The following is a 25,366-nucleotide window of genomic DNA, read 5'->3' as shown; positions in this document are numbered from 1 at the left end:
ATTTTGGTGGTTTATCTTTTTACCGGTTGTTCATATCGTTTTGATTTTCATATTTTCAAGGAACCGTTGGGACTATTAAAAAAGGAAGGAGTGGTTTGTAATCAACCATCCCTTCCTTTTTGACTTTTATCCACGTAATAATCGTAATCCATTTAGAATAACGAGAATTGTACTTCCCTCATGACCAATCACGCCTAGTGGTAACGAAATTTGCCCCATGAAGTTAGAAATAATCAATAATGTAATTACCGCTAACGAAAAAATAATATTTTGTTTAACAATCCGATTCATTCGTTTCGATAAATCAACTGCTTTGGCAATTTTAGATAAATCATTTTTCATGAGGACAATATCAGATGTCTCTATTGCGGCGTCTGTTCCACCACCCATAGCAATTCCTACATTTGCAGTTGCTAGTGCTGGTGCATCATTGATCCCATCACCGACCATAGCAGTAGTTTGCTGATGTTCCATTAGTTTTTTGAGCTCTTTTACTTTCTGTTCAGGTAAACAATTTGCTACATAATCATCAACATCTGTAATGTTCTTAATGGCTTTTGCTGTCACTTCATGGTCACCAGTTAACATCACAGTGCGAATCCCATGTTTTTTGAAGGATGCAATGGCCGCAATGGTTTCCTCTCGTACCGTATCCTGAAGTGCTAATAAACCAGCAATACCTTGTTCGTCAGTCACATAGACTAAAGTTTTTCCTTGTTCAGATAGTTTGCCAGATTCTTCACCATAAAAAGCAGCGGCTGCATCATCCCCGGCAAAACTGCGCTTCCCAACTTTCCAGGTAGTATCGTTAATCGTTACTTGCACACCATAGCCGGTAATATCTTTCATTTGATCTATTTCTACAAAGGAAGTAACGCCATTTTCCTTCCCATATTTTACAATTGCTTCAGCTAAAGGGTGGGTTGATAAGCGCTCAATCGAAGAAACGATTTGAAAAAAGTACTGTTTGTCTACATCATTTCGAAGGAGTACATCGGTAACTTCCGGCTTGCCTTTTGTTAATGTGCCTGTTTTATCTAAAGCAATTACCTTTAAAGAAGCTAACTTCTCTAGATGAATCCCTCCCTTAAACAGAATACCTTGACGGGCTCCGTTCGAAATAGCAGAAAGGGTAGCGGGCATAATCGAAGCAACTAATGCACACGGCGAAGCGACAACTAGAAGGACCATTGCCCGGTAAAACGTTTCTGTCCAGCTCCAGCCAAGCAGAAAATGAGGGAGGAACATCATTACACCAACAGTAATTAGAACAACCTTTACATACGTGCCTTCAAACTTTTCGATGAATTGCTGTGATGGAGTTTTCTCATCCTTTGCTGTTTGGACAAGGTTGATTATTTTTTGGAACAGCGTTTCGGCGCTTTTTTTGGTAACAGAAATAACGATCATACCATTCTTGTTCACAGTTCCGGCAAATACCTCATCGTTTATTTTTTTCTCTACTGGTATTGGCTCACCGCTTAAGGCCGCTTCATCGATTAATGTATGTCCTTGAATAATTGCACCGTCAGCAGGAATTCTCTCACCGGGCTTAATAAGGACATGATCACCAATCGATAATTCTGATACATGAACCGTTCGTTCATTGCCATTTACTGCAATTGTGGCTGTTTCAGGCTGTAAATCCATGAGGGCAGATATTTCACGATGGCTTTTGTTCATCGTATACGTTTCAAGGGCTCCGCTAAGTGCAAAAATAAAAATTAAAATAGCCCCTTCAATCCAATAGCCGATAATTGCTGATCCGATCGCTGCGAGGATCATTAATAATTCAACATTTAAAGACCGCTCATAGATAAGATCTGAAAGTCCTTCTTTAGCCTTGTAATAACCTCCAATGATATAAGCACTAATGTATAACGGAACAGCGATCCATAAGTAATCAGATTTTTGCAGAATCCAAGCAGTTAAGATAAATGTCCCACTTAGCAATGCAAAGATTAATTCAAGGTGTGTAGTTAATTTATTCTTTTTATTTTCCTGCTTTTGATTGGGAATGCAATGGCTTGTTTGCGTGTTTAGTTGAATATCGCTATTCATCAGAAATCCCCTCCCTTTCTTTTCTTAAATAAACGTTGAATAGGATGAAACGGGTAAAGAAAGGAATGAATCATTATTTACTATTAATACTTTGTAAGAAGTTAGTTGATAATAATTATTATTTATAATAATTATAAATAATTCCAAAGCTTATTATTAATCATATAGAAGAATAAGTGGAAATTCAATAGATAAACAAGCCCATTCATAAAAAATCCTCAGTTAGTGAGAAGGTTAATCAATTGAGAATTTTTAATTGTAATTGATAATCAATAACAATTAAAAGGGGATGTCTCAAAAGTAAAGTAACAGTCGCCTCGATTATAAAATATAGAAGTTAATCCGAAATAAACCTCTATTTATTGTTAACGTTCGAGGAGAGCTGTCACTTATGAGACATCCCCATTCTATTATTTTATTTCCTTACTGGGATTAATAGTCGATAGATAGAATAGATGAAAACGATAATTAATAAGATAATAACCAAATAAATACTGAATTTTACGAGATACGCTTCAATTCTCATCCAGTTATATCCGAGTACTTGTCCCATTGTAATAAAGGTAAAAACCCAAACAAAAGCACCGCTATATGCGAACAGTGCAAACTTCATCAAACCGTAGTTTGAAATCCCGGATAAATAACCGGTAATATGTCGGACACCTGGGATAAAGTAGCCAATAAAAAGTAGAAAAGGACCATATTTGTGAAACATCATTTGAGTTTTAAATATTTTTTGTTCAGTTATATGTAGTTTTGGACCGAATTTATGAAGAAAGGGGAGTCCTAATTTTTGTCCTAATAAATAGCTGACGGTTATGCCCATAACAGCTCCAAAGTAAGCGGAGCCTAACGATAAGAGAAAAGACATTTTCCCTTGATACACTTTATATCCGACAAATGTTAATAATACTTCGTCTGGGATCGGTAAACCGATAATACCACCCATTAATGCAACAATGATACCAAAATAACCATACGTTATAATTAACTCCTCAAATAACTCCATGTTTCCCCTCGCAAATCAGTTCTGATTAAAGATAATTAATTATAACTTCAACCTTCTAGGGAGTAAATATAGGCAGTAAAAATAATCGGAGATGTCTCATAAGTGAAGCTCTCCTCAAAGGCTTTTATTTTTCAATACGTGTAAGCTTTGTTTCATGATTTGCAATAATATACTGTGATTGACCTAAATAAATAGGCAGCTGTACTTTTTCTAAATTAGGGAGCATGCCATCAAAAGCCACTTCATCATGATGAAATTTAGTAATATCACCAACAATCCAATCGTGATCACCGTATGGAAGGATATCCTTTACCTGACACTCATAAACGGCATAGGACTCTGATAAGATTGGGCAGTCAATCGTTTCACCTTGTTGATAGGCGATATTTAAACGTTCAAACTTGTCTACATCTCTACCTGAGAATCCTCCTGCTGTTTCAATATAATGGGCCAATTTTGCAGGGACGAATTGAATCGCAAACTGTTTTGACTTAGCAATTAAATGATGAGTGTGCCGTTCTTTTCCAACAGCAACACCATAGATGGGAGGAGCATAGGACATATAGGAGTGCCAGCCGGCTGCCATAATATTCTTTTCATCATTCCACTTTGCAGTGACGAGGGCAACGAGCCCAGGATAGCAATGTAAAACAGTCTCATTTGTACTCTTCAACATAGTGATTTCACCTTACCTTTAAAATGTTAAATATGTATATAGAGCGATTGTAACATACCGTTCTTAAATTAGTTTTGACGAATATCACAAAAGAAAAACGCCCTTAGGTATATCTACCTTTGAGCGTTAGTATTGTTCTATTTTGTTTCATATTGCTCAGGATCTCCAGCTTGAATAGGTTGACTTGTATCCATATGACCAAGGAATTCAGGAACAACCTCACCATCAATGAGTAGAAGCGTTTCCCCATAGCCAAACTGTTCCATAATCATTGCTAATTGTTCAAGTAAAAACATTTCTCCACTTGAGCCTAAATTTGCATGTAAGAGATCATCTGAAAAAGATACGTGAGCTACTCCATTAACATCCTCAACAGTTTGCACGACCACTCCTTCTGGCAGCAGGTTAGTTAAACCATCTTCCTCAGGTCCATTCACCCACGTTTGTAATGTCTCCATCATAAGCTCATCTTCATTTACAACTGTAATCTCTCTTTCTACACGGTAGATTTTCATAAGGTCACTATCTGAAAAATAAAGGGTAATAGTTGTTGCAGCTGGTTCGTCCGCTTCTGCTTCTGTTTCTGTTTCTGTTTCTTCTGCCACTTCTTCACTTTGTTCATTCTCTTCAAGCTCTTCGGTACCACCGTGAACAGTATCTTCACCAGATGTTTCTTCTGTGATATCGGATTCATCTTGTGGACTTTCATCTACCTGATCGACTCCTTGTCCACATGCAGCGAGAATGAGAACAAATGAGAAACTAATTAATATCTTTTTTGTGTATGGAAGCATAGCAAAAATCCTCTCCTTTTACTTTAATAATCTTTATGTACATGTTTGGTTCCATCATAACATAAAATTAATTGAAATTTTTTCTAAAAAAACACTTGCCATAAAAAAAACACTGTTATATAATACATTTAACAAGTTAATAGTTGTACTGATACAGACATTAAAGGAAATTAATAAAAGTAAAGGGGAGATGTATAATGAGTCGACAAGAGCGTAAGAATATGGTTCATTTCATTGAAAGAACAAGAGGGATTGAGCAACAGCAATTAATGTACATGACGGATGATGAGATTGAACATATCTATAATGCAACGTACTCAAGATTAGAAAACGAAGAGTAGAGAAGGCACATCTTACAGATCGTCCCTTTACTCGATACTCGATAAACAGGCAATACCCCACTAGCTTAGCTAGTGGGGTATTTGATATTCATATCTTCATAATTTCCACACAAATATCATGTAAAATACTAATCATACTCTATAGATAGTATAACAACCTTAAATCGTGGGAAGAAAATGAAGGTTAAAGTATAAAAGATAGTGTAAAAGTAATTTAAAATTCCTCATCGTGAGTAGTTTTTGTTATAGTTAGGTAGGATAGGACGACTCCATTTTTACAATAACTTTATATATTTTTATTATGAAGAGGTGAAATCATTGTCAACACAGCCATTAAATCCAATAGCGATTGAATTAGGACCATTAACCGTTTATTGGTACGGGGTCATCATTATTACTGGTGCACTTTTAGGGTTATGGATCGCTTTACGTGAAACTGAACGACATGGGTTAGAAAGAGAACTATTTTTAGATTTAATTCTTTGGGCATTGCCGATTGCCATTGTATCGGCACGTCTATATTATGTCATTTTTAATTGGGGCTATTACAGTCAATACCCTGGACAAATATTTGCGATTTGGGAAGGCGGATTAGCGATTCACGGGGCATTAATTGGATCGTTGATTACTGCTTATGTGTATACGAATAAGAAGGGTGTTTCTTTTTGGAGGATAGCTGATATTGCAGCTCCAAGTATTATTCTAGGTCAGGCAATTGGTCGTTGGGGGAACTTCATGAACCAGGAAGCGCATGGCGGTCCTGTTACAAGAGAGTTCCTGGAAGGGTTGCGTTTGCCTGAATTTATTATTAATCAAATGTATATTGAAGGTACATATTATCATCCGACGTTTCTCTATGAATCGATTTGGAATATCATTGGTTTTGTGCTCTTATTGTTTGCTAGAAAATTAAATTTACGTAGGGGATACCTCTTTTTAAGTTATGTCATTTGGTATTCCGTTGGTCGTTTCTTTATTGAAGGAATGAGAACAGATAGCCTAATGATTGGCGATCTATTACGTACAGCGCAATTTGTTTCCATTGTTTCAATTATTATTGCTGTAGTTTTAATGGTTTATTTGCAGAAAAAGGTGTTTCCTCATACACGTTATTTAGATGGTGAAGGGGCCGTAAAGGGTGGAAAGAAATCGAAAAAGAAAACGAGTAAAACAAAGAGAAAGTAATTTTTAAAAGTTGAAAGTTAAAAGTTAATAGTTAAAAGTTACTTTTAAAACAATTTACAGGAATAGTTTAAGTAAGGAATAGGGGTGGTACTCTTGTATGAAATATTTAATATGATTAGTCAAGTATTCTATGAACCCTTACTTAAACTCACCTATGGTACACAAAGCATTCCGTTATTATCGGCTTTTATATTAGGGATACTAGGATCATTAGCTCCTTGCCAATTCACAGGAAATTTAGCAGCCATGATGTATTACGGTAATCGATCCGTTCAAAAAGGGATCATATGGGCAGAAACTCTTTTTTATTTATTAGGGAAAATTGTTGTTTTTTCCGGATTTGGATTGATCGTCTTCCTGTTAGGGAGCGAAATTCAGCGGGAGTTTACACTATATTTCCCTTGGGTGAGGAAAGTCTTAGGTCCCGTTTTAATTATTATGGGCCTTTATTTAGTTGGGGTAATTAAGATGAATTGGACACTCTCGTTTGTGAAATCGCCTAAAAAAGCAGAAGGTAAGTTTGGAGCCTTTTTGCTTGGTAGCAGTTTTTCTTTAGGCTTTTGTCCAACGATGTTTTCGCTCTTTTTTATTTCATTAATGCCGTTAGCACTGTCTAGCCAATATGGAGCAATTATGCCAAGTATGTTTGCAATTGGTACGGCATTGCCGTTTCTGATTGTAATCTTCCTTATTTGGTATTACGGCTTCAATGCTGCTTTAATGAAAAAAGGGAGGAAAGTTGGCTTTTGGGTTCAGCGTACAATAGGGGTATTTATGATCCTTATCGGAATATTAGATACGATTACATATTGGACATTTTAAATGTAAGAAGGGAACAAACAACTATGGCAGATATTAACCTATTATTAGCATTTGGGGCAGGGATCCTCTCTTTTTTGTCACCTTGTAACCTCCCGTTATATCCGGCATTTGTGTCGTATATAACGGGTGTATCAGTGGATAAATTAAAAGACCAGGAAAAAGGCCTTCCACCGTCCGCTATTTTTCATACAGTTTTCTTTTTATTAGGATTTTCGGCCATTTTTATTGCCTTGGGGATGTCAGCTACGTTAGTTGGAACCCTCTTTATGAAATACAATGATTTGATCCGGCAAATTGGTGCAATCCTAATTGTTTTCTTTGGAATCGTTATTTTAGGTATTTACCAACCGAATTTTATGATGAAGAATAAAACCGTTCATTTTAAAAACAGACCAACTGGCTATATTGGAACAAGCCTTATTGGGATGGGATTTGCAGCTGGCTGGACTCCATGTATCGGTCCTATTCTAGCAGCAGTGATTGCTTTAGGTGTGAGTAACCCTCAATCGGGGCTTTTTTATATGATTGCCTATAGTGTTGGTTTTTCAGTTCCCTTCTTTGTCATGATTTTCTTTATGGGTAAACTGAATTGGATCAAGAAACACAATACAAAAATTGTTAGAGTCGGTGGATCAATGATGGTCGTTATGGGGGTATTCTTATTTTTTGACTGGATGACCAAAATTACATCATTTCTCGTAAACAATGTGTTTCGAGGGTTTACTGGCTTCTAAGATTATGAATGAAGTAAAAAAAGGACTGATACAATGTTAACGTGTATCGGTCCTTTTCGTTTTACTTTTCAAATTGTTTGACTAACTCATAGTCTTTGTTTTTCCAAGTCTCGATAGAATGTTTATTTGCAAAATGTAATAGTTCATCATCAAACGTAGTAGGCATGAAATTACTTAGTCGAATGTTCTTCCCTTGCTGTAATCTAATTGTTGCCCCTTTAGATGTCCAACCAAATTTTCTTAGCTTTAAAATGTCTATTTCTTTAGGTGTTATCTTTTTCTGATAGATTCTGTGACTATATAGGTAGATAGTATAAACTAATTCGTGATCATTAATTTGAAGTTCATAATTTATGAAAATGGATAGTGCAAGAACTAGAGTGAATATGAAGCCAACAAAATTAAATAACCAAGATGAAAAGGGTGAATACCATCCGGTAGTACTAATGATTAGTAAAAGAATAACCGGCATCAATATTGGGTTTCTTGCATAGTATGTCATCTTTTTTGTCACCTCTTTACTTGTCTGTTTCTTAATTTAATTATATAAAAGATAAAAATGATTATTTAATTAGAATAGAGGCAATTTTATGAAGATGGAATAGGAATATGCAATTTTGTCACAAATATTGTATACAAAAATAAAAAAGCAGGGTCCATTGTTGTGGAACCTGCTTTCTACTGAGCGACAAATTAGGCGGGGGGAACCTAGTTATCCTGTATGAACGAATGAATTTTTCTATTCTTGGATGTTACCTTGATATCGGTTCATCATTTGTTGGCGTTGTTCTACTGGCATGCGATTCATCATGCCATTTTCTCCGTGACAAGTTTCATACATTCCTTGAAGCTGTTCCTCATCCATATTTGGATGCATTTGCTTCATAAAAGGAAGCATGTTTTCAAATGTGAAATCCTCAAATACATCAGTAGATGCAATAGCTGTAGTCCCCGCTCCTAATACTAGAAAAGTGGCAAGTACGGCAATGATTCTTTTTTTCATTTTGCTCATTGTGATCAGCTCCTTTCTTATTTTCTACTTTTATTGTAGCTAGAACTTATGAATAACTTATGAAGAAGTTATAGCGTTGTTATGAAGATTATAAAAAACAGCCTAATAAGCTCATCTCCTATGCTATAATTTCGACAGAATCATATTTTTTACAATAATTTGTCCCGGATGGGAGTGAAGACGTTTGAAAGTTTTAATCGTAGACGATGAACCGATGATTATTGAAGTGTTACAAGCGTACTTGGAAAAAGCGGGATATGCTGTCATTTCAGCTGCTAATGGCTATGACGCACTTTATCTATGTAAAGAAGAAAAACCTGATTTTATCGTGCTCGACTTAATGCTGCCGGATTTATCAGGAGAAGAGGTTTGCAAACGGATTCGAGAGTATTCAAATGTCCCGATTATGATGTTAACAGCAAAGACTGCGGAAGAAGAAAGGATACATGGGATTGTTATTGGAGCGGACGATTATGTGGTAAAGCCATTTAGTCCGAGGGAAGTGATGGTTAGGATAGAGGCGATATTACGTAGGACACGAAAGGAAGTCCAAGGGGACCTTTACTCATTTAATAATGGTCAACTCAACATCAATCACGTTAGTCATGAAGTCAAAGTAAGAGATCAAATTGTTTCACTTACACCAATAGAATATAAGTTGCTAGTTGGAATGGCGAAATATCCAAGTAGAGTCTATTCACGATTAGATTTGCTAGAAAAGGTTCAAAACGAAAGTTATGAAGGATATGAACGCAGTATTGATGTCCATATTAAAAACTTACGAAAAAAAATTGAAGTGAATTCAAAAGAACCTGAATATATCTTGACTGTTTTTGGGATCGGTTACAAGTTCGGAGGGAAACGAGATGTTTCGGACTCTTCAATCTAGATTACTGGTGTCTTTTCTTTTCGTATCACTTACTGGAATAGTGTTAGTAAGTCTAGCTATTCATGTAAGCTTTACAGGAAGCTTTCGTGACTACATTGATCAAAAAAGAATTGAACAAATCGAAGGTGTTTTAGATCGTCTGGAAGGTGTGTACAAAGAAGAAAAACAGTTTACAGGAGAATCTATTGCAATGGTTTTATACCATCATGCAATGGTTGATCAATTGTTTTTTGAAATCTATGATGCCAAAGATGAATTGATTATTGATTCGACTACTTTGTTGCGTGGCCGCGGTGGGGGGATGATGCATCAATCTTCCCCTTTGCATCAAATGAATCTTGATGAGTGTGAATCTGTCTCTTTTTCCTTGTTTGTTGAAGAGGAGGTAATTGGCTCGGTTGTTGCTTATTATCCACGAGAATATATGAATATCGACTCGCAGTTTTTACAACAGTTTAATTATTTCTCTATATTAACTGCAATCGTAATTCTACTTATGGCTGTAGGGGCAAGCTTCTTCATTTCAAAGAAACTAACGAGCGGTCTACGGAGAGTTGCTGATGGTGCTAGAGAGCTGCAGCAGCACAATTTAAATGTTCGAATCCCTAGGAAAGATCAAGTTGAAGAGATTAACCAACTGGCTACGGCATTTAATGAACTAGCTGAATCTTTAAGTAAGCAAGAAAAGTTAAGAAAGCAATTTACCAATGATTTAGCCCATGAATTAAGAACACCATTAGCGACACTTCGAAGCCAATTGGAGGCATTTCAAGACGGAGTGTGGGAACCAACCCCTGAAAGATTGAAGCAAAGTCATCAAGAGCTTATGAGATTAGTACGTTTGGTTGATGATCTTGATAAATTATTAGCCGCTGAGAATCCTCAAATTCAATTAAAGAAGGAGGATTTATCAGTCAATGACTTACTTCAGGCGAGCAGAAATTCGTTTTATCCATTGTTTAAAGAGAAGGGCATTAAGCTTGTAATAAATGCCCCAAAAGAGGATATTTCCCTTCATGGTGATCGTGACCGAATCATGCAGATTATGATTAATTTATTGAATAATGCGTTAAAGTATAGCTATGATGGTGGTCAAGTGACGCTAAATGTCTTCAATGAGAAAAGTATGATTAAGCTGGTCATTGAAGATACAGGGCAAGGGATATCTAACAATGATTTGCCGCATATTTTTGAACGCTTTTATCGTGGAGAAAAATCAAGGAATCGTAAGACCGGAGGAGTAGGCATTGGTTTATCAATTGTAAAAGCGCTGGTAGAGGCGCATCGCGGTAAAATTTCAGTGGAAAGTAAGCAAGGTGAAGGAACAAAGGTTACACTTCTGTTCCCGAAATAATAGATAAGTAAACGTTAATTAAACGTTTGATTAAGATTAATGTTTGAAAGGGCTTATACAATGTCATACAAGCAGATAAAATGGTTAATATTACTTCTCCCGACTATAACAGTAGGGCTGTGGGAATATATTCGCCATGAATTTTTGTTAGATTATATTTCAATGGAAGTTGGTAACTGGTTAACGCCAGTCATCGTTTTTGGTGTAACAATGGTATTTGCAGTAAAACTATTTAATCATTTAGAACATATACAAGCTGAGCTGGAGAAAGAGAAATCTTCTAAGTTAATTTTTGAAGAGAGAGAAAAGCTTTCCCGGGAGCTTCATGATGGTATTGCTCAATCGTTTTTTCTATTGTCGGTAAAAATGAACCAATTAGAGACGAAGCAAGCAGACTTGAATGACTCCCAAGAATATCAAAAAGTAAAAAAAACAATCCACCACATTCACGAAGATGTCAGACAATCCATTTTTAATTTGAGACATCCTTCATCTACAGCTCAATTACCTTGGACTGAATCGCTAGCACAGCTTGTCGCCAATTTCGAGACTGATACAGGCGTAGCTGTTCATTTTTACTGGCGGTTATCAGAAAGTAAGCTCTCAAGTAAAGAGAAGGTTGAATTGTATGCGTGTATGAGAGAAGCCCTGATGAATATAAGAAAACATGCGAAATGTAATGAGGTAACCATTTGCGCTCAAGAACAGCCATACGGTTGGTATTGTAATATTGAAGATGATGGAGTTGGATTTGAAGAATCAGAAGTAAGTGCAAAAGGTGGTTATGGACTAGGAATGATCAAGGACCGAGCCAAAGAAATGGGCTGGACGGTAACATTTAAAAGAAATGAAAATAAGACAATCGTTCATATTAGAAAGGGGGAATTGTCGTGATACAACCTTTTCGAATATTAGTTGTTGATGACCACGCCCATGCCAGAGAGGCAATTCGTGAAATTTTAAGTTCTTATGAGAACTTTGAAATTGTCGGTGAAGCAAAGAGTGGCGAGGAAGCGATAGAAATGACCGATCAATTAATGCCAGACCTTATTCTCATGGATATTAATATGCCTGGGATTGGTGGACTTGAAGCGACAAAAGTCATTAAAGAGGCATTTCCATATGTCAAAATTGTCATCATTACCGTTTCTGATGAAATTACGAATTTGTTTGAAGCCTTAAAAAAGGGAGCACAAGGATATCTTCTAAAAAATATTCAGCCATCCGCCTGGTATGAATATTTACAGGCAGTGGCTCTTGACGAAATTCCAATGTCAGAGGACTTAGCAGTTCGGATACTGCAAGAGCTATCTCCGAAAAAGCAAGCTGACAAAACGGAAAATCCTTTGTCAAAGAGGGAGCAGGAGGTACTGGATTTAGTTGCCAAAGGACATACAAATAAACACATTTCTTCAATATTAAATATTTCTGAGTATACGGTAAAAAATCATTTGAAGAACATACTCCAAAAGCTGCATCTTGAAAATAGAGTACAGTTAGCAAGATATGCTTATGAACAAGGATGGGTCGAAAAATAAAAAACTACCTATTATAGTGAAATCAAAACTATAGTAGGTAGTTTTTTATTTAAGCGTGGATTACTATTGATTCTGTACTAAAAATTATTATAAATGCTAAATATTGTCAAAGTTTATTTTATATCCTAAATTTGTTCATCGGATTTTTATGGTAAGTTAAAAGTATAGATACTATAAAAAAACAGGGAAGATATGTGTAACATTTTAGAGGGATGAAGCGACTAATATGTAGGAGGGAGAACGGTGGAAGAAGAATTTGACCGTTTATATGAGCAGTATCACCAAGCATTATTTCAATTTTTATTTTATATGGTGAGAAATCGTGAAGAGGCTGAAGAGCTTGTGCATGATGTTTATATAAAAGTAATGCATTCATACAATCGTTTTGAGGGGAAAAGCAGTGAAAAAACATGGCTTTATTCGATTGCCAGACATGTAGGGATTGATTACATTAGAAAGCAAAACCGCCAAAAAAGAAAATGGTTTGGTTTATTTGAACTCTCGGAAAAAGACCATGATATACGTGATCAAGCCCCTCTTCCGGAGGAAGTTGTGACACAGCGAGAAGAGGTTCAGCAATTATATAGACAGCTTCGTAACTGTACTCTTGATCAACAGCAGGTAATCATACTGCGCTACATCCAATCTTTATCGATTACCGAAACAGCAGCTGTGTTAGGCTGGACAGAAAGCAAAGTTAAAACAACACAGCATCGAGCTCTAAAATCTTTGAAAGGCTATCTTGAGAAAGAGTTCAGCCCCCAAATAAAGGAGGTATGAAGATGGGGAAAAGACCAGAACATGATGAAGAATCAATTGAAAAGCTCCTTTCTAACATGCCAAAGATAAAAGATAAACGAACGAAAGAAGAACTTTATACAAAAATTCAAGCACGTCTGCAAACGGGAGAGCCAAAGAAACGGAGCGGGAAAAAGTGGCTTATGCCAAGTTTTGCAACTGCTGCTGTTGTCATCATTGTTTCGATATTAGTATTTCCTCAACTTCTTGCGGAAGATAATATGTTGGAGATGTCTCAAGAAAGTGGAGATCAAGTGACTTCTGAAACTGAAAATAGTATTTTTGAAGATGAACATGCTGAAATCGAAGAGAAGGCAGACACCAATATGATGGTGACAGAAGAAAGTGACCCGGTTGAGGTTCGTGAGGAAGGTTATTTAGGAGCATTGAATCAAAAGCCAGAGGGGACTGATTGGGTAACGATCAGTGTTCCAAATGACGATGCACAATTCGTTGTGCCATTAACGATCCTTATTCCGGAAGATGAAAGGTCTAAATTAGATCATTTGCAAACACTTTTAAATACAATGTCCTATGAGAAGTGGGGGCTTGATTCACCACCATTATCAGAATTTACGTTTCAGGAAGCGGATTATCACGAAGATGGCAAGAAGGTGATTATCCATGCACCTTCAGATAACTTTACGATAACTTCGTCAACCGAAAGCTTAATGTTCATTCAATCTGTCCAAGAAACATTTGCAGCACTTGGTTACAAGTACGTCGAATTTATGACTGATGGAAAGCCGGGCATGAACTTAGGCCCATATGGCGAAAGAGAAGGTTTTTCACTGGAAGAGAACAATAAAGCGTATTATTTATATACGAGTGAAACGGATCATCAGCTATTAATTCGTGGTAGTACGCTTGAGTCCCAGTTAGAGAATACAGCAGAAGATCAATTAACTTTTCAGGAAACAATCGAGCAAATGAAGCTCGGGAATAATGTGATCGGCTATGAGGCTTCCATTCCACTTGAACTTTCTATCACCAAAATTGAAAGTGAAAATGACCTTGTAAAGATTACATTTGAAAGCGGAACCTCATTTGAAAACAATGATAAGACGATCGCGATGATTGAAGCGATATTGTTTACAGCAAAAGAATTTGGTTTTACTAAAGTTCGCTTTGTTGGTGTTGAGGGGATAGTTGGGAGCTATAATTTAAATACGGTGATTGATGTTCCAGAGGCTGTAAATTTAGCTGGCGTACAAAAGTAAATGAAAAAACAGAGCAAGGTGAGACAAGTACTCCCTTGCTTTTTGTTATCCTTGTTAATTTTCACACCATTCTATTGCAACTAATTTGTTTTTTTTATGAATGAATGGTTGAATATTATTGAGGTGAAAGAGATGGATTCGGTAACACATACATTGTTTGGGCTTACTCTCTATGGTGCTGTAGATAAAAAAGACATGTCCACCAATATGAAGAGAGCACTGCTATTAACAACGGTTGTTGGTAGCCAATTACCTGATATTGATGTTGTTTCTCCTTATTGCCCGCTATGGGAAATATAGTAAACCCTGTGTTTACCGCTGGGTCTGGTTTATTATGTTAATTCATGTATGTATTCAATCTGCACAAGGTTACATCATTTACCAACAATACAGTGATCAATACGAACAGTATGCACTTTCGGCGAGCTTTTTGCCAAGTCACTTTTCGGTTATCGGTAAGAATGCTGAGAAAGTGGAAATTGTTAATGTGACGCCTTGGGGGAATAAAGAGTTACAATATACTCTTTATTCCCAAGAGGATGCAAATATTGAACAACTATTCGAAGAGGTTCCTGAAGCGGCAACACTTTATGAGTGGTCACCATTTATTGTCATTGTTGATGATGAAGAAAGGTTAGGAATTTATGACCCGAGGTTTTACCGTAATGGACAATCGTTTTTGTTTGAATATATCGAGAAAGCGGAAGTAAATTGAGAAGTTGAAAGTTGAAAGTATTTGTAATTTTCCCGGGAAATGTTTTGTCGAAATAAGAGCAAACATTTCCCGTTTTGTTTTTTACGATCTATTTTCACAACTAATTTGTCGTTCCATGTTATTCATATCGATCGTTACTACAGTAGTAGCCAATCCAGTGGCGGTAATCGCAATTGTAGATAAGATAAGCTCATCTTTACTAATGACAAACATCCCTGGTGCTACAGCGAGTAAATCTACAATGAGGATCATAATCCCTACATTTATTTTCGTTGCTTCGGCAAACATTTGAGCAAATAAATCAAACCCTCCTGTACTAATATCTTCCCGAAACAGTATTCCAACACCGATTCCCATCAATAAGCCGCCTATTATTGCACTGCTTAATGCTTGATTTGCGAGGAAAGAGAAAGTCAAGAATGCAAACAACTCGATGAACAAAGCCGATAAAATGAGTCCAGCGATACTGTTATAAAAGAATTCTCTGTAATAAAACCAGGCATATGTATAAATTGGAATGCTTAGCACGATGATTGTTACGCCAATACTTATTTCCCACTGGTAATAAAGGATTAGAGCAAGCCCGATAATTCCACCATCAATTATGTTATGAGGAAGAAAGAAATTATTAATGCTAAAGCTTATGATGAAGCATCCAATGAATAATGCAGAACTCTTCTTAAGCATTCCAATGATAACCTCCGTTTAATTAGACACATAAAGAGTATATGCGAGTGACTGACGGGAATATGTCCAACCCTTTATTTGGAAACGTGTGGAGTGGATACATAGTAAAAACTTGGTCATTCTAGAAATATTAATCCAAACAGAGGGAGGAATCTTTGAAAGATGAAAAAAAGGTGGGTGTTTATTCCAATTATCGTACTGGTGGCAATTGCATATTTTTCCATAAATGCAATTGGACCAAAGTTTGCATATATTCCACCTAACAAGAAAATTCTGGGACAAAACCTAGGGATGGTGAAGGACGAAGAAAATAAAACGTACAGCTATGACATTTGGGGTACAACTTTACCAAGTAGTGAAGCAGAAAAATTAATGAAGTCGAGAACTGGAAAGGCGTTACTCTCACCAGACCATGGAGCAATTAAGGTTGATGATGCATTAATTCAGTTTGGAAGGAATACGTTCTACTCTGAAACATTCGATAATGAAGTGTTTCTTACTGATATTTTAGGGATATTAGATGGGCCGCTTACCCCTGCGAACTTTGCAAAAGCTTTACTTGATTTACGCGGTCAAGGAACAACGAACCTCCAAGTTGAGGTGGCTGAAGATGTAACAATAGGTGGACAGACATTTAAAAAAGGAGAAAAAGTAGATACTGGTTTAGATGTACCAAAAGGGTCATATGCTCCTTTAGGTATGCCTATTACATATTCCGGTCATCGCTTAAGGGTAGGAGTCAGTTGTGCGGCTTGTCATGCCTCGGTTGATGCAAATACGGGAAAAGTTATAGAAGGAGCTCCCAACGTCGACTTTAATGGCGGTCTGTTGCTTGCTATGGCTAGTAATTCAGCTGCTTATTTTACAAACACTGATATTGAATCAATAGAGGATTATATAAGAGGATTAGATCATACTCTCGTTACGACCGCAGATGGACAACAACAGCCTCTACCAGATGTTGAGGCATTAGAAAATGCTGTTGATGAGACGTTACTAAAATGGCCGCCTGGTAATTTTGATTCAACGATTGATCAAGAAAGCAATCCGGCGCAAATTCCCGATTCCTACACATTAGGAGACCATCCGTACGGGTGGAGTGGTTTTGCGATGGCCGGTCCTTTTAAAGGATTGAGTTCTTTAAACAATAATGTCCACGCACAAAATTCTGATATTCTTGCTCAAGCTGAGCAAAGTGAACAAATGTTGGACATTGATAAAGAAGTGTATATCGGAACAATTTTGCAAAATGCAGCAAATGAAAAGTACCGTTATGAACCTGCTATGGGACTTAAACCGTCAGAATTTATGGCAGCAATTGATCCCAATCCAGAGGTTCCGGGGGTAAATGAAATGGTGAAGCCTCCTCATTTTCCGAGAGTATCTTTGTTTTCTCCTAATGGTACAATCATTAGTTCACCGGGGTTTCAATTTGGTGAACAAATTAATGCAATGTCTGCCTATCAAAATTCATTAGTGCCGCCGGAAAGTGAGAACGAAATTGATAAAGAAACTCGAGCATTAGGTCGAGAAGTGTTTCAGAGAGCGGGATGTATCACTTGTCATGCAGGAACTACTTTGACAAATCATAAAGTTATCCCGGTTGACGAAATAGGGACTGAGCCATCGCGTGCTAAAGCATTAAAAGGAACGCAAAAGTTTTTTGATGAAGCGTATACGTATGCACCTAATACGCCAGTACCGATTCCTGAGAATGCAAAAATATTGAAGGTTCCTACCGAACATATCGACAAGAAGCAAATAAAGCTTGCTTTAGCTCATGATGACTCTAAAGGTGGATACAAAGTAAAGGGATTGATTGGTTTACGTTATACAGCACCTTATTTACATGATGGTGGAGTGGCCGTAGGGGTCAATGAGAAAACTCAACTAGGTCTTCCCGGAACACTTATGAAATGCATACGACCAGACACAGCCAATAGTTTGAAGGCAGTTGTTGATCGGAAACTAAGGGAAAAGGTTGTGAAAGTGAACCGTGCTTCTAAAGAACTGCAGGACGTCCATGTCGACGGAAGTGGACATGAATATTGGGTTGATTCAATGAGCGGTTTTACAGAAAAAGAACAAAAGGCGTTAATCGAATACCTGCTTTCTTTAACATCAAGTGATAAAAGGTAATAAAGGATAAAAACTACCTGTTGAGGCAAATGAGTCTGTGCGGGTAGTTTTTTTTCATATATAATCACTTTAAAGCTTTATTCAATTATTGCAGTAAGAAATCTTTCTCTCTTTACAAGGAATGTGTATAATTGTTTAATATATTTTTTATTGAATAAAGTTAATTTATTAAAATAATAACTTATTATCTGTAGTCATATATATAAGAAACGTTAGGAGGTGAAAGAATGGATTATTCACTTACTGGAGCTACATTATTTTGGCTGTTCATACCAATGCCCCTATTAATATTACTATCATTGTGGTCATTACTTAGAGAAGGGAGGGGATAAGCGTGGAAAATGCAACGTTGATCACATTTATTATTTATTTAGTTGGTATGTTAGGAATAGGTTTGTTCTTCTACCGGATGACATCAAATTTATCCGATTATGTCCTTGGGGGGAGACGACTCGGTGGGAGTGTTGCAGCACTAAGTGCGGGCGCATCAGACATGAGTAGTTGGTTATTACTGGGATTACCCGGATATGCGTATGTTGCTGGTATGGAGGCAATTTGGATTTGTGTAGGTTTATCTGTCGGTGCCTATTTAAATTGGCAGTTTGTTGCAAAAAGGTTACGGCAATATACGGAAGTTGCGGGAGATGCGATTACGATCCCTAGTTATATCGAAAATCGTTTTCACGATCAAACGAAATTATTAAGAGTGATATCTGCAATTGTAATTCTAGTATTCTTTGCGTTCTATACATCTGCAGGTCTTGTCGGTGGAGCTCTATTATTTGAATCATCCTTTGGTCTTTCCTATACGAATGCTTTAATCATTGGTGCGGTTGTAATTATATCTTATACATTTTTAGGAGGCTTTTTAGCTGTAAGCTGGACAGATTTTTTTCAAGGGATATTGATGTTTTTGGCGTTAGTCATCGTGCCAGTCGTTGCTATTTCTCATTTAGGTGGATGGCAAGAAACAGTGAATGCAGTGGGAAATGTTGATCCGGCCCACCTCGATGTTTTTGCGAATGTAACGACTTTATCCATTATCAGTTTGGTCGCATGGGGGTTAGGCTATTTTGGCCAACCACATATTATTACCCGCTTCATGGCAGTAAGTTCAGTAAAAGAAATCCCAAAAGCTCGTTTTATTGGTATGACTTGGATGGTTATTGCTTTATTTGGGGCAATATTTACAGGTTTTGCCGGGATTGCATACTTTGCCGGCAGTGGGGCACCTATTGCTGCAGGTGCTGAGGAAACTGTGTTTATTTTATTTACACAAATTTTATTTGATCCATGGGTTGCTGGTTTCTTACTCGCCGCTATTTTATCTGCGATTATGAGTACAATTGACTCGCAGTTACTTGTATCTTCAAGTGCGTTAGCTGAGGATTTTTATAAATCAATCTTCCGACGAAATGCAAGTGAAACTGAACTTGTGTGGGTAGGTCGATTTGGTGTGCTGCTGATTGCTGTTATTGCAACGCTCCTTGCACTAAACCCTGAAAATACTGTCTTAGATTTAGTAGGATATGCATGGGCTGGATTTGGAGCTGCATTTGGTCCGGTTATCATCTTGTCGTTATTCTGGAAGAGAATGACCCGGAATGGTGCACTAGCAGGGATGATCATCGGTGGTGCCGTAGTAATTATTTGGAGCAGAATTCAAGGTGGATGGTTTGATCTTTATGAAATTGTTCCAGGATTCTTACTATCGTTAATTGCTATCATAATCGTTAGTCTTCTTGACAAAGAGCCTTCTAAGGAAATTCAAGCAGAATTTGAAAGTGTAGAATCTCAGAAATAGAATGAAAGAAAGATCTGTTTCTTACCATAACAACGTGGTGAGACAGATCTTTTTTTATTTTAATAAGTTGTCAAATTATTCAATGATATAGAAAAGGTATGAGCATTTATTTGTGCAATATAGATATAATGAAGGTCATTTTTTATAAAGGGAGAGGATGCAACATGGTAATACCTTATAAGCATGAACCGTTTACGGATTTCACAGTAGAGAAGAACCGTAAAGAGTTTATAGCAGCATTAAAATTGGTAGAAGCAGAGTTAGGTAAAGAATATCCTCTTATTATTGGTAGAGAGAAAATTGTAACAAAGAAAAAAATCATTTCTGAAAATCCAGCTAGAAAAGACCAAATCGTTGGTACAGTTTCTAAAGCAAATAAAGAAATCGCCGAACAAGCAATGCAGGTCGCTGACAAGACATTTCGCACATGGAAAAAAGTAGATCCGGAAGTTCGGGCTGATATTTTATTTAAAGCAGCAGCGATCGTGCGCCGTCGCAAGCATGAATTTTCAGCTTACCTTGTCTATGAGGCCGGGAAGCCGTGGAAGGAAGCCGATGCCGATACAGCAGAAGCCATTGACTTTCTGGAGTATTACGGGCGCCAAATGATCAAGCTCAAAAAAGGCTATCCGATAGAAAGTAGAAAAATAGAAAAAAACAAACTTTCCTATATCCCATTAGGTGTAGGAGTGGTCATATCACCTTGGAATTTTGCATTTGCGATTATGGCAGGAATGACATCTGCGGCGCTTGTAGCCGGGAACACTGTTTTATTAAAACCTGCAAGTACAACACCTGTTGTTGCGTATAAATTTATGGAAGTACTTGAAGAAGCAGGTCTTCCCGCTGGTGTGGTGAACTATCTTCCAGGAAGCGGTGCAGAGGTTGGTGATTATCTCGTTGATCATCCTCGGACACGTTTTATTAGCTTCACCGGCTCTCGTGAAGTTGGTGTTCGAATTTATGAACGTGCTGCTATTGTACATCCTGGTCAAATTTGGTTAAAACGTGTGATTGCTGAAATGGGTGGAAAAGACACTATTGTCGTTGATAATGAAGCTGACCTGGACTTGGCAGCACAGTCGATTGTTCAGTCAGCATTTGGTTTCTCTGGGCAAAAGTGTTCCGCCTGCTCAAGGGCAGTTATTCATGAGGATGTTTATGAGCAAGTGATAGAAAAGGCGGCTAATTTAACGAGACAATTGTCTGTAGGTAATCCTGTAGATAATCATAATATCGGACCATTAAATGACCAAAGTGCCTATGAGAAAGTGATGAGTTATATTGAAGTTGGCAAGGATGAAGGGAAGCTATTAATGGGTGGAAAAGGTGATAATTTAACAGGGTATTTTATTGAGCCAACAATTTTTATCGATGTAGATGAAAATGCTAGGATCATGAAAGAGGAAATTTTCGGTCCGGTAGTTGCCTTCTGTAAAGCAAAGGACTTCGATCATGCTTTAGACATAGCAAACAATACAGAGTTTGGCTTGACGGGTTCAGTTATATCGAATAATCGTGAACATATTGAAAAAGCACGTGAAGATTTTCATGTCGGTAACCTCTACTTTAATCGCGGGTGTACAGGGGCAATTGTTGGCTATCATCCATTTGGTGGCTTTAATATGTCTGGAACAGACTCAAAAGCTGGTGGACCGGATTACTTATTATTATTTACGCAAGCAAAAACAACGTGTGAGGAATTCTAGGTTAAAAGTTAAAAATCAAAAGTTGAAGATTGAGGTCTGATTGATAGGGGGTATTAATGAATACAACAGACTCTATTATTAAAAAAACTGAAAAGTATGGTGCGAGAAACTATCATCCATTACCAATTGTTATATCAAAAGCAAAAGGGGTGTGGGTAGAAGATCCTGAGGGAAATAGATATATTGATATGTTAAGTGCATATTCTGCAGTGAATCAAGGACACTGTCACCCAAGAATTATTCAGGCACTAAAGGATCAGGCAGAGCGGGTAACGCTGACTTCAAGAGCCTTCCATAATGAGCAATTAGGATTGTTCTACGAAAAAGTCTCGTCATTAACTGGAAAAGAAATGATTTTACCAATGAACACAGGTGCAGAAGCTGTAGAAACAGCAATCAAAGCAGCAAGGCGTTGGTCGTATTTTAAGAAGGGAGTACCTGATAACAAAGCAGAGATTATCGTTTGTGAAAATAACTTCCATGGTCGAACGATGACGGCTGTTTCTCTCTCTTCCAATGAGGAGTACAAAAGAGGATTTGGTCCAATGGTACCGGGAATTAACATCATTCCATATGGCGATATAGAAGCGCTGAAAAAAGCGATAACAGCGAATACAGCAGCTTTTTTACTTGAACCAATACAAGGGGAAGCGGGGATTGTTATACCTCCTGCAGGCTTTTTAAAAGAGGCCTATGAGGTGTGTCGTAAAGAAAATGTTCTGTTTGTCGCCGATGAAATCCAAACTGGTTTAGGACGGACCGGAAAAATGTTTGCCTGTGATTGGGAAGGGGTGATTCCTGACATCTACATTTTAGGTAAGGCATTAGGTGGAGGGGTAACTCCTATCTCTGCTGTTGCAGCTAATAAGGACATAATGGATGTGTTCGAACCAGGCTCTCATGGTTCAACCTTTGGTGGGAATCCGTTAGCGTGTGCAGTATCTATTGCCGCTCTTGATGTCATGATTGAAGAAAAGCTTGCGGAAAGATCGTTACAGTTAGGAACTTACTTTCTTAGTAAATTAAAAGAATTAAATAATCCTAAGATTAAAGAAGTAAGAGGAAAAGGGCTGTTTATCGGAGTTGAATTAACAGTCCCTGCCAGAAGCTATTGTGAGAAGCTAAAGGTTGCAGGCTTATTGTGTAAAGAAACTCATGAAAATGTAATACGGTTTGCTCCGCCGCTTATCATATCAAAAGAGGAATTGGACTGGGCTTTTGGAAAAATTAAAAGAGTATTCTTAGAAACAGAAAACACTTAAAGAGATAATATGCATCGAGGTGAATGGGGAGAGGGATACGATGAAGAAAAAAGTCGCAATTATTGGTGTACCAATGGATCTTGGTCAGAAAAGACGTGGTGTTGATATGGGACCAAGTGCCATGAGATATGCAGGAGTTGTTAAACGAATCGAAAAGATAGGCTATGAAGTCAATGATTTAGGTGATATTGACATTGCTCGGCCAACGAAGTATGACGTTATGAATGAACACAATTTAAAGGATCTACATGAGGTCGTTAAGGCTAATGAGCAGTTAGCAAAGACTGTAGCCAAAATTGTTGATCAAGACTGTTTCCCGCTTATATTAGGGGGGGATCACAGTATTGCGATCGGAACAATTGCTGGTGTTACAAAACGTTACAAGAATATGGGAGTCATCTGGTATGACGCTCATGGTGATTTGAACACGGGAGAGACTTCCCCGTCAGGAAACATTCATGGAATGCCTTTGGCCGTCTGTTTAGGATTTGGTCATGCATCCTTAACCGAAATAGAGGGCGCATCACCGAAAGTAAAGTCTGAAAATGTTGTGATTATCGGTGCTCGTTCATTAGATGGAGGCGAAAAGGAACTGATCAAAAAACAGGGAATTAAAGTGTATACGATGCATGAAATTGATCGTCTTGGCATGACAAAGGTGATTGAAGAAACGATCACTTATTTACAAGAGCGTACAGATGGCGTTCACTTAAGTTTAGATCTAGATGGTCTTGATCCGCACGATGCACCAGGTGTAGGTACCCCTGTAATCGGAGGCATGAGTTACCGGGAAAGCCATTTAGCAATGGAAATGCTGGCTGAAGCAAATTTGATTACTTCCGCTGAATTTGTGGAGGTGAATCCTATTTTAGACGAACGGAATAAAACAGCGATCTTAGCCGTTGCATTAATGGGATCTCTGCTTGGTGAGAAACTTCTTTGAAAATGTAAAATGTAAAATGAAAATCTTTGTTAAAATTTAAAAAAATCAGCAACACCGCTTGTGGGGTTGCTGATTTTTTTAGATTAGATAATGGAGGAACATTGTTGCCATGCCGAAATAGATCATTAATGAGAAGATATCATTTAATGTTGTAATGAGTGGTCCTGAGGCAACGGCTGGATCAACGCCAAAGCGATAAAGCAGTAAAGGAATAATTGTACCGGCCATTGTCCCAATAATCAGAGTGAGAACTAACGAAGTGCCGACAACAAAGCCGAGAATAGGGTTACCTAACCAGAAAAAGGCGATAATTGCGATTAAGATTCCGCATGTTACACCAATAATTAAACCAACCCTTAGTTCCCTGAATATTAAACGGGTAATTGTTTTACGGTCAATATGACTCGTTACTAATCCACGTACAACTACAGCGAGTGATTGTGTACCGGTATTTCCGGTCATTCCTGCAATCATTGGCATAAAGAATATAAGTGCTACAGCTTGCTCAAGCGTAGCTTCAAATCCGCTAATAATTCCACCCGAAATAAGTCCAATAAACAGTAATAAAATAAGCCAAGGTAAACGTCGGTAGGAGGCTACTAATGCCTTTGTATTAAAATCAATGGCTTTACCTGAAGCGGAAAGCTTTTCAATATCTTCATTTGCTTCTTGGATAACGACATCAATAATGTCATCAACAGTGATCAGTCCGACGAGTTTGTTTTCTTCATCAACAACGGGGACAGCAATAAAATCGTACCGTTCAATTAATTGAGCAACTTCTTCTTGGTCAGCGTCTACAGGTACAGAGATGACACGTGTAAACATGATGTCAGAAACTTTTTCGTTAATGTCACCTAATAATAAATCGCGGTAGGATACCACACCAACAAGTTGTTTATCAGCGTTGATAACATACAAATAATAAATGCTGTGTGTCATCCCGGCGTATTCTTTCAGTTTGTCTACAGCCTTTCGAACCGTGTAGTCCTCATTTATCCAAATAAACTGGTTTGTCATAATACCACCAGCTGTGTCTGGTGGATAACTCATTAAATTTTGAACTGTTTGCGATTCCTCTTTTTTCATTGAGGATAAAAATTCCTGAATTTTATCAACGGAAAGTTCATTTAATAAGTCTGCCAAATCATCATTTTCCATTAGATCCATAACCTTTGATGATTTTTCAATGCCTAATTTATGGAGAATCGCAATTTGCAAGTCACTTTCTAGTTCTTGAATTAATGCAGCGATTTGCTGTGGAGATAAAAAAGTAAGAAATTTATGTTGATGCTTTTCCGGAAGATCACGATACAGTTTGGCAATGTCATACGGTTGTAGCTCTTCCATTAATAGTTGAAAGGACTCTTTTTTGTTGTCATTTATATATTTTATTATTAAGACCACGATTTGATCTTCAGTCATTTGGTGAATCATTACTTTCACCTCCATACTTAATTTGTCCAATTTCTAATGTATTAAAATGTATACAATTAGTAAATAATTTTTTATAAAAAACATCAAATATTTCCTTATGCATTAATCAATCTTAACATAAATTGCTTACATCTTACTTCCATACTGAAAAAAGAAAGAGGTAACCGAACATAGTATTAGTTATGACGATTGATAGTATAACATATGTATTCTGCACGTAGAGTGGGAATGGAAATG

The 25,366-nt window shown here is 37.4% G+C and carries 25 protein-coding genes; 17 read left to right on the top strand and 8 right to left on the bottom strand.

Features of this window, described 5'->3' with window-relative positions:
- Window positions 1-126: 126 nt before the first annotated feature.
- From ACJ2A9_RS18170 to ACJ2A9_RS18155, 4 genes are all read right to left on the bottom strand, one after another.
- The gene (locus ACJ2A9_RS18170; RefSeq protein WP_441423102.1) at window positions 127-2,061 is read right to left on the bottom strand and encodes a heavy metal translocating P-type ATPase; all 1,935 of its coding nucleotides are present in this window, start codon (window positions 2,059-2,061) and stop codon (window positions 127-129) included.
- A gap of 415 nt (window positions 2,062-2,476) precedes the next feature.
- Window positions 2,477-3,070 (bottom strand): DedA family protein, encoded by a 594-nt coding sequence (locus ACJ2A9_RS18165; protein ID WP_441423101.1) that lies wholly within the window; start codon window positions 3,068-3,070, stop codon window positions 2,477-2,479.
- Window positions 3,071-3,194: 124 nt separating this feature from the next.
- Complete coding sequence (locus tag ACJ2A9_RS18160) at window positions 3,195-3,746, bottom strand: flavin reductase family protein (protein ID WP_441423100.1); 552 nt, start codon at window positions 3,744-3,746, stop codon at window positions 3,195-3,197.
- Between the two features lie 137 nt (window positions 3,747-3,883).
- Window positions 3,884-4,540 carry a GerMN domain-containing protein gene (locus ACJ2A9_RS18155; protein ID WP_441423099.1) on the bottom strand — a complete coding sequence of 219 codons (657 nt, stop codon included), beginning with the start codon at window positions 4,538-4,540 and terminating at the stop codon, window positions 3,884-3,886.
- A gap of 197 nt (window positions 4,541-4,737) precedes the next feature.
- Here ACJ2A9_RS18155 and ACJ2A9_RS18150 point away from each other — a divergent pair, with 197 nt between their 5' ends.
- The 4 genes from ACJ2A9_RS18150 (at window position 4,738) to ACJ2A9_RS18135 (ending at window position 7,622) form a co-directional block, all read left to right on the top strand.
- Complete coding sequence (locus tag ACJ2A9_RS18150; protein WP_441423098.1) at window positions 4,738-4,881, top strand: BH0509 family protein; 144 nt, start codon at window positions 4,738-4,740, stop codon at window positions 4,879-4,881.
- Window positions 4,882-5,199: 318 nt separating this feature from the next.
- Complete coding sequence (gene lgt, locus ACJ2A9_RS18145; RefSeq protein ID WP_441423097.1) at window positions 5,200-6,066, top strand: prolipoprotein diacylglyceryl transferase; 867 nt, start codon at window positions 5,200-5,202, stop codon at window positions 6,064-6,066.
- A 93-nt stretch (window positions 6,067-6,159) separates the two neighbouring features.
- A complete protein-coding gene (locus tag ACJ2A9_RS18140) occupies window positions 6,160-6,888 on the top strand; it encodes an urease accessory protein UreH domain-containing protein (protein WP_441423096.1) in 729 nt (242 codons plus the stop codon).
- 23 nt (window positions 6,889-6,911) lie between these two features.
- Entirely contained in the window at window positions 6,912-7,622 is a 711-nt protein-coding gene (locus tag ACJ2A9_RS18135; protein ID WP_441423095.1) for a cytochrome c biogenesis CcdA family protein, read from the top strand.
- 61 nt (window positions 7,623-7,683) lie between these two features.
- Here the strand turns inward: ACJ2A9_RS18135 and ACJ2A9_RS18130 are convergent, their stop codons facing one another.
- The gene (locus tag ACJ2A9_RS18130; protein ID WP_441423094.1) at window positions 7,684-8,124 is read right to left on the bottom strand and encodes a hypothetical protein; all 441 of its coding nucleotides are present in this window, start codon (window positions 8,122-8,124) and stop codon (window positions 7,684-7,686) included.
- 237 nt (window positions 8,125-8,361) lie between these two features.
- A complete protein-coding gene (locus ACJ2A9_RS18125; RefSeq protein ID WP_441423093.1) occupies window positions 8,362-8,634 on the bottom strand; it encodes a CUE domain-containing protein in 273 nt (90 codons plus the stop codon).
- Window positions 8,635-8,818: 184 nt separating this feature from the next.
- Here ACJ2A9_RS18125 and ACJ2A9_RS18120 point away from each other — a divergent pair, with 184 nt between their 5' ends.
- From ACJ2A9_RS18120 to ACJ2A9_RS18085, 8 genes are all read left to right on the top strand, one after another.
- Window positions 8,819-9,523, top strand: coding sequence for a response regulator transcription factor (locus ACJ2A9_RS18120; protein WP_441423092.1), 705 nt, complete (start codon window positions 8,819-8,821; stop codon window positions 9,521-9,523).
- Window positions 9,501-10,877, top strand: a complete 1,377-nt coding sequence (locus ACJ2A9_RS18115; protein WP_441423091.1) for an ATP-binding protein — start codon at window positions 9,501-9,503, stop codon at window positions 10,875-10,877. The genes ACJ2A9_RS18120 and ACJ2A9_RS18115 overlap by 23 nt, the downstream gene beginning before the upstream one ends.
- Before the next feature lie 60 nt (window positions 10,878-10,937).
- On the top strand, window positions 10,938-11,771 hold the full coding sequence (locus ACJ2A9_RS18110) for a sensor histidine kinase (protein ID WP_441423090.1): 834 nt from the start codon (window positions 10,938-10,940) through the stop codon (window positions 11,769-11,771).
- A complete protein-coding gene (locus tag ACJ2A9_RS18105; protein WP_441423135.1) occupies window positions 11,771-12,415 on the top strand; it encodes a response regulator in 645 nt (214 codons plus the stop codon). The genes ACJ2A9_RS18110 and ACJ2A9_RS18105 overlap by 1 nt, the downstream gene beginning before the upstream one ends.
- Before the next feature lie 243 nt (window positions 12,416-12,658).
- On the top strand, window positions 12,659-13,195 hold the full coding sequence (gene sigX, locus ACJ2A9_RS18100; protein ID WP_441423089.1) for an RNA polymerase sigma factor SigX: 537 nt from the start codon (window positions 12,659-12,661) through the stop codon (window positions 13,193-13,195).
- A 2-nt stretch (window positions 13,196-13,197) separates the two neighbouring features.
- On the top strand, window positions 13,198-14,433 hold the full coding sequence (locus ACJ2A9_RS18095; RefSeq protein ID WP_441423088.1) for a hypothetical protein: 1,236 nt from the start codon (window positions 13,198-13,200) through the stop codon (window positions 14,431-14,433).
- 132 nt (window positions 14,434-14,565) lie between these two features.
- Window positions 14,566-14,733, top strand: coding sequence for a metal-dependent hydrolase (locus ACJ2A9_RS18090; RefSeq protein ID WP_441423087.1), 168 nt, complete (start codon window positions 14,566-14,568; stop codon window positions 14,731-14,733).
- Window positions 14,734-14,767: 34 nt separating this feature from the next.
- Window positions 14,768-15,148 carry a hypothetical protein gene (locus ACJ2A9_RS18085; protein ID WP_441423086.1) on the top strand — a complete coding sequence of 127 codons (381 nt, stop codon included), beginning with the start codon at window positions 14,768-14,770 and terminating at the stop codon, window positions 15,146-15,148.
- A gap of 81 nt (window positions 15,149-15,229) precedes the next feature.
- On the opposite strand, the gene ACJ2A9_RS18080 is transcribed toward ACJ2A9_RS18085, so the two are convergent.
- Complete coding sequence (locus ACJ2A9_RS18080) at window positions 15,230-15,835, bottom strand: YitT family protein (protein ID WP_441423085.1); 606 nt, start codon at window positions 15,833-15,835, stop codon at window positions 15,230-15,232.
- Window positions 15,836-15,997: 162 nt separating this feature from the next.
- On the opposite strand from ACJ2A9_RS18080, the gene ACJ2A9_RS18075 reads away from it, so the two are divergent.
- The 5 genes from ACJ2A9_RS18075 (at window position 15,998) to rocF (ending at window position 23,692) form a co-directional block, all read left to right on the top strand.
- A complete protein-coding gene (locus tag ACJ2A9_RS18075) occupies window positions 15,998-17,974 on the top strand; it encodes an electron transport protein (RefSeq protein ID WP_441423084.1) in 1,977 nt (658 codons plus the stop codon).
- 334 nt (window positions 17,975-18,308) lie between these two features.
- Complete coding sequence (gene putP, locus ACJ2A9_RS18070) at window positions 18,309-19,778, top strand: sodium/proline symporter PutP (protein WP_441423083.1); 1,470 nt, start codon at window positions 18,309-18,311, stop codon at window positions 19,776-19,778.
- A 164-nt stretch (window positions 19,779-19,942) separates the two neighbouring features.
- Window positions 19,943-21,487: an L-glutamate gamma-semialdehyde dehydrogenase gene (gene pruA, locus ACJ2A9_RS18065; protein WP_441423082.1), complete on the top strand. Its 1,545-nt coding sequence runs from the start codon at window positions 19,943-19,945 to the stop codon at window positions 21,485-21,487.
- Between the two features lie 56 nt (window positions 21,488-21,543).
- Complete coding sequence (locus ACJ2A9_RS18060) at window positions 21,544-22,749, top strand: ornithine--oxo-acid transaminase (RefSeq protein ID WP_441423081.1); 1,206 nt, start codon at window positions 21,544-21,546, stop codon at window positions 22,747-22,749.
- A gap of 40 nt (window positions 22,750-22,789) precedes the next feature.
- On the top strand, window positions 22,790-23,692 hold the full coding sequence (gene rocF, locus ACJ2A9_RS18055) for an arginase (RefSeq protein ID WP_441423080.1): 903 nt from the start codon (window positions 22,790-22,792) through the stop codon (window positions 23,690-23,692).
- Window positions 23,693-23,770: 78 nt separating this feature from the next.
- Here the strand turns inward: rocF and mgtE are convergent, their stop codons facing one another.
- On the bottom strand, window positions 23,771-25,129 hold the full coding sequence (gene mgtE / locus ACJ2A9_RS18050) for a magnesium transporter (protein WP_441423079.1): 1,359 nt from the start codon (window positions 25,127-25,129) through the stop codon (window positions 23,771-23,773).
- Between the last annotated feature and the right edge of the window lie 237 nt (window positions 25,130-25,366).

The organism is Anaerobacillus sp. MEB173 (assembly GCF_052119505.1).
GTDB lineage: Bacteria > Bacillota > Bacilli > Bacillales > JBJMAU01 > JBJMAU01.
This window is presented reverse-complemented; position numbering and strand designations above follow the sequence as displayed.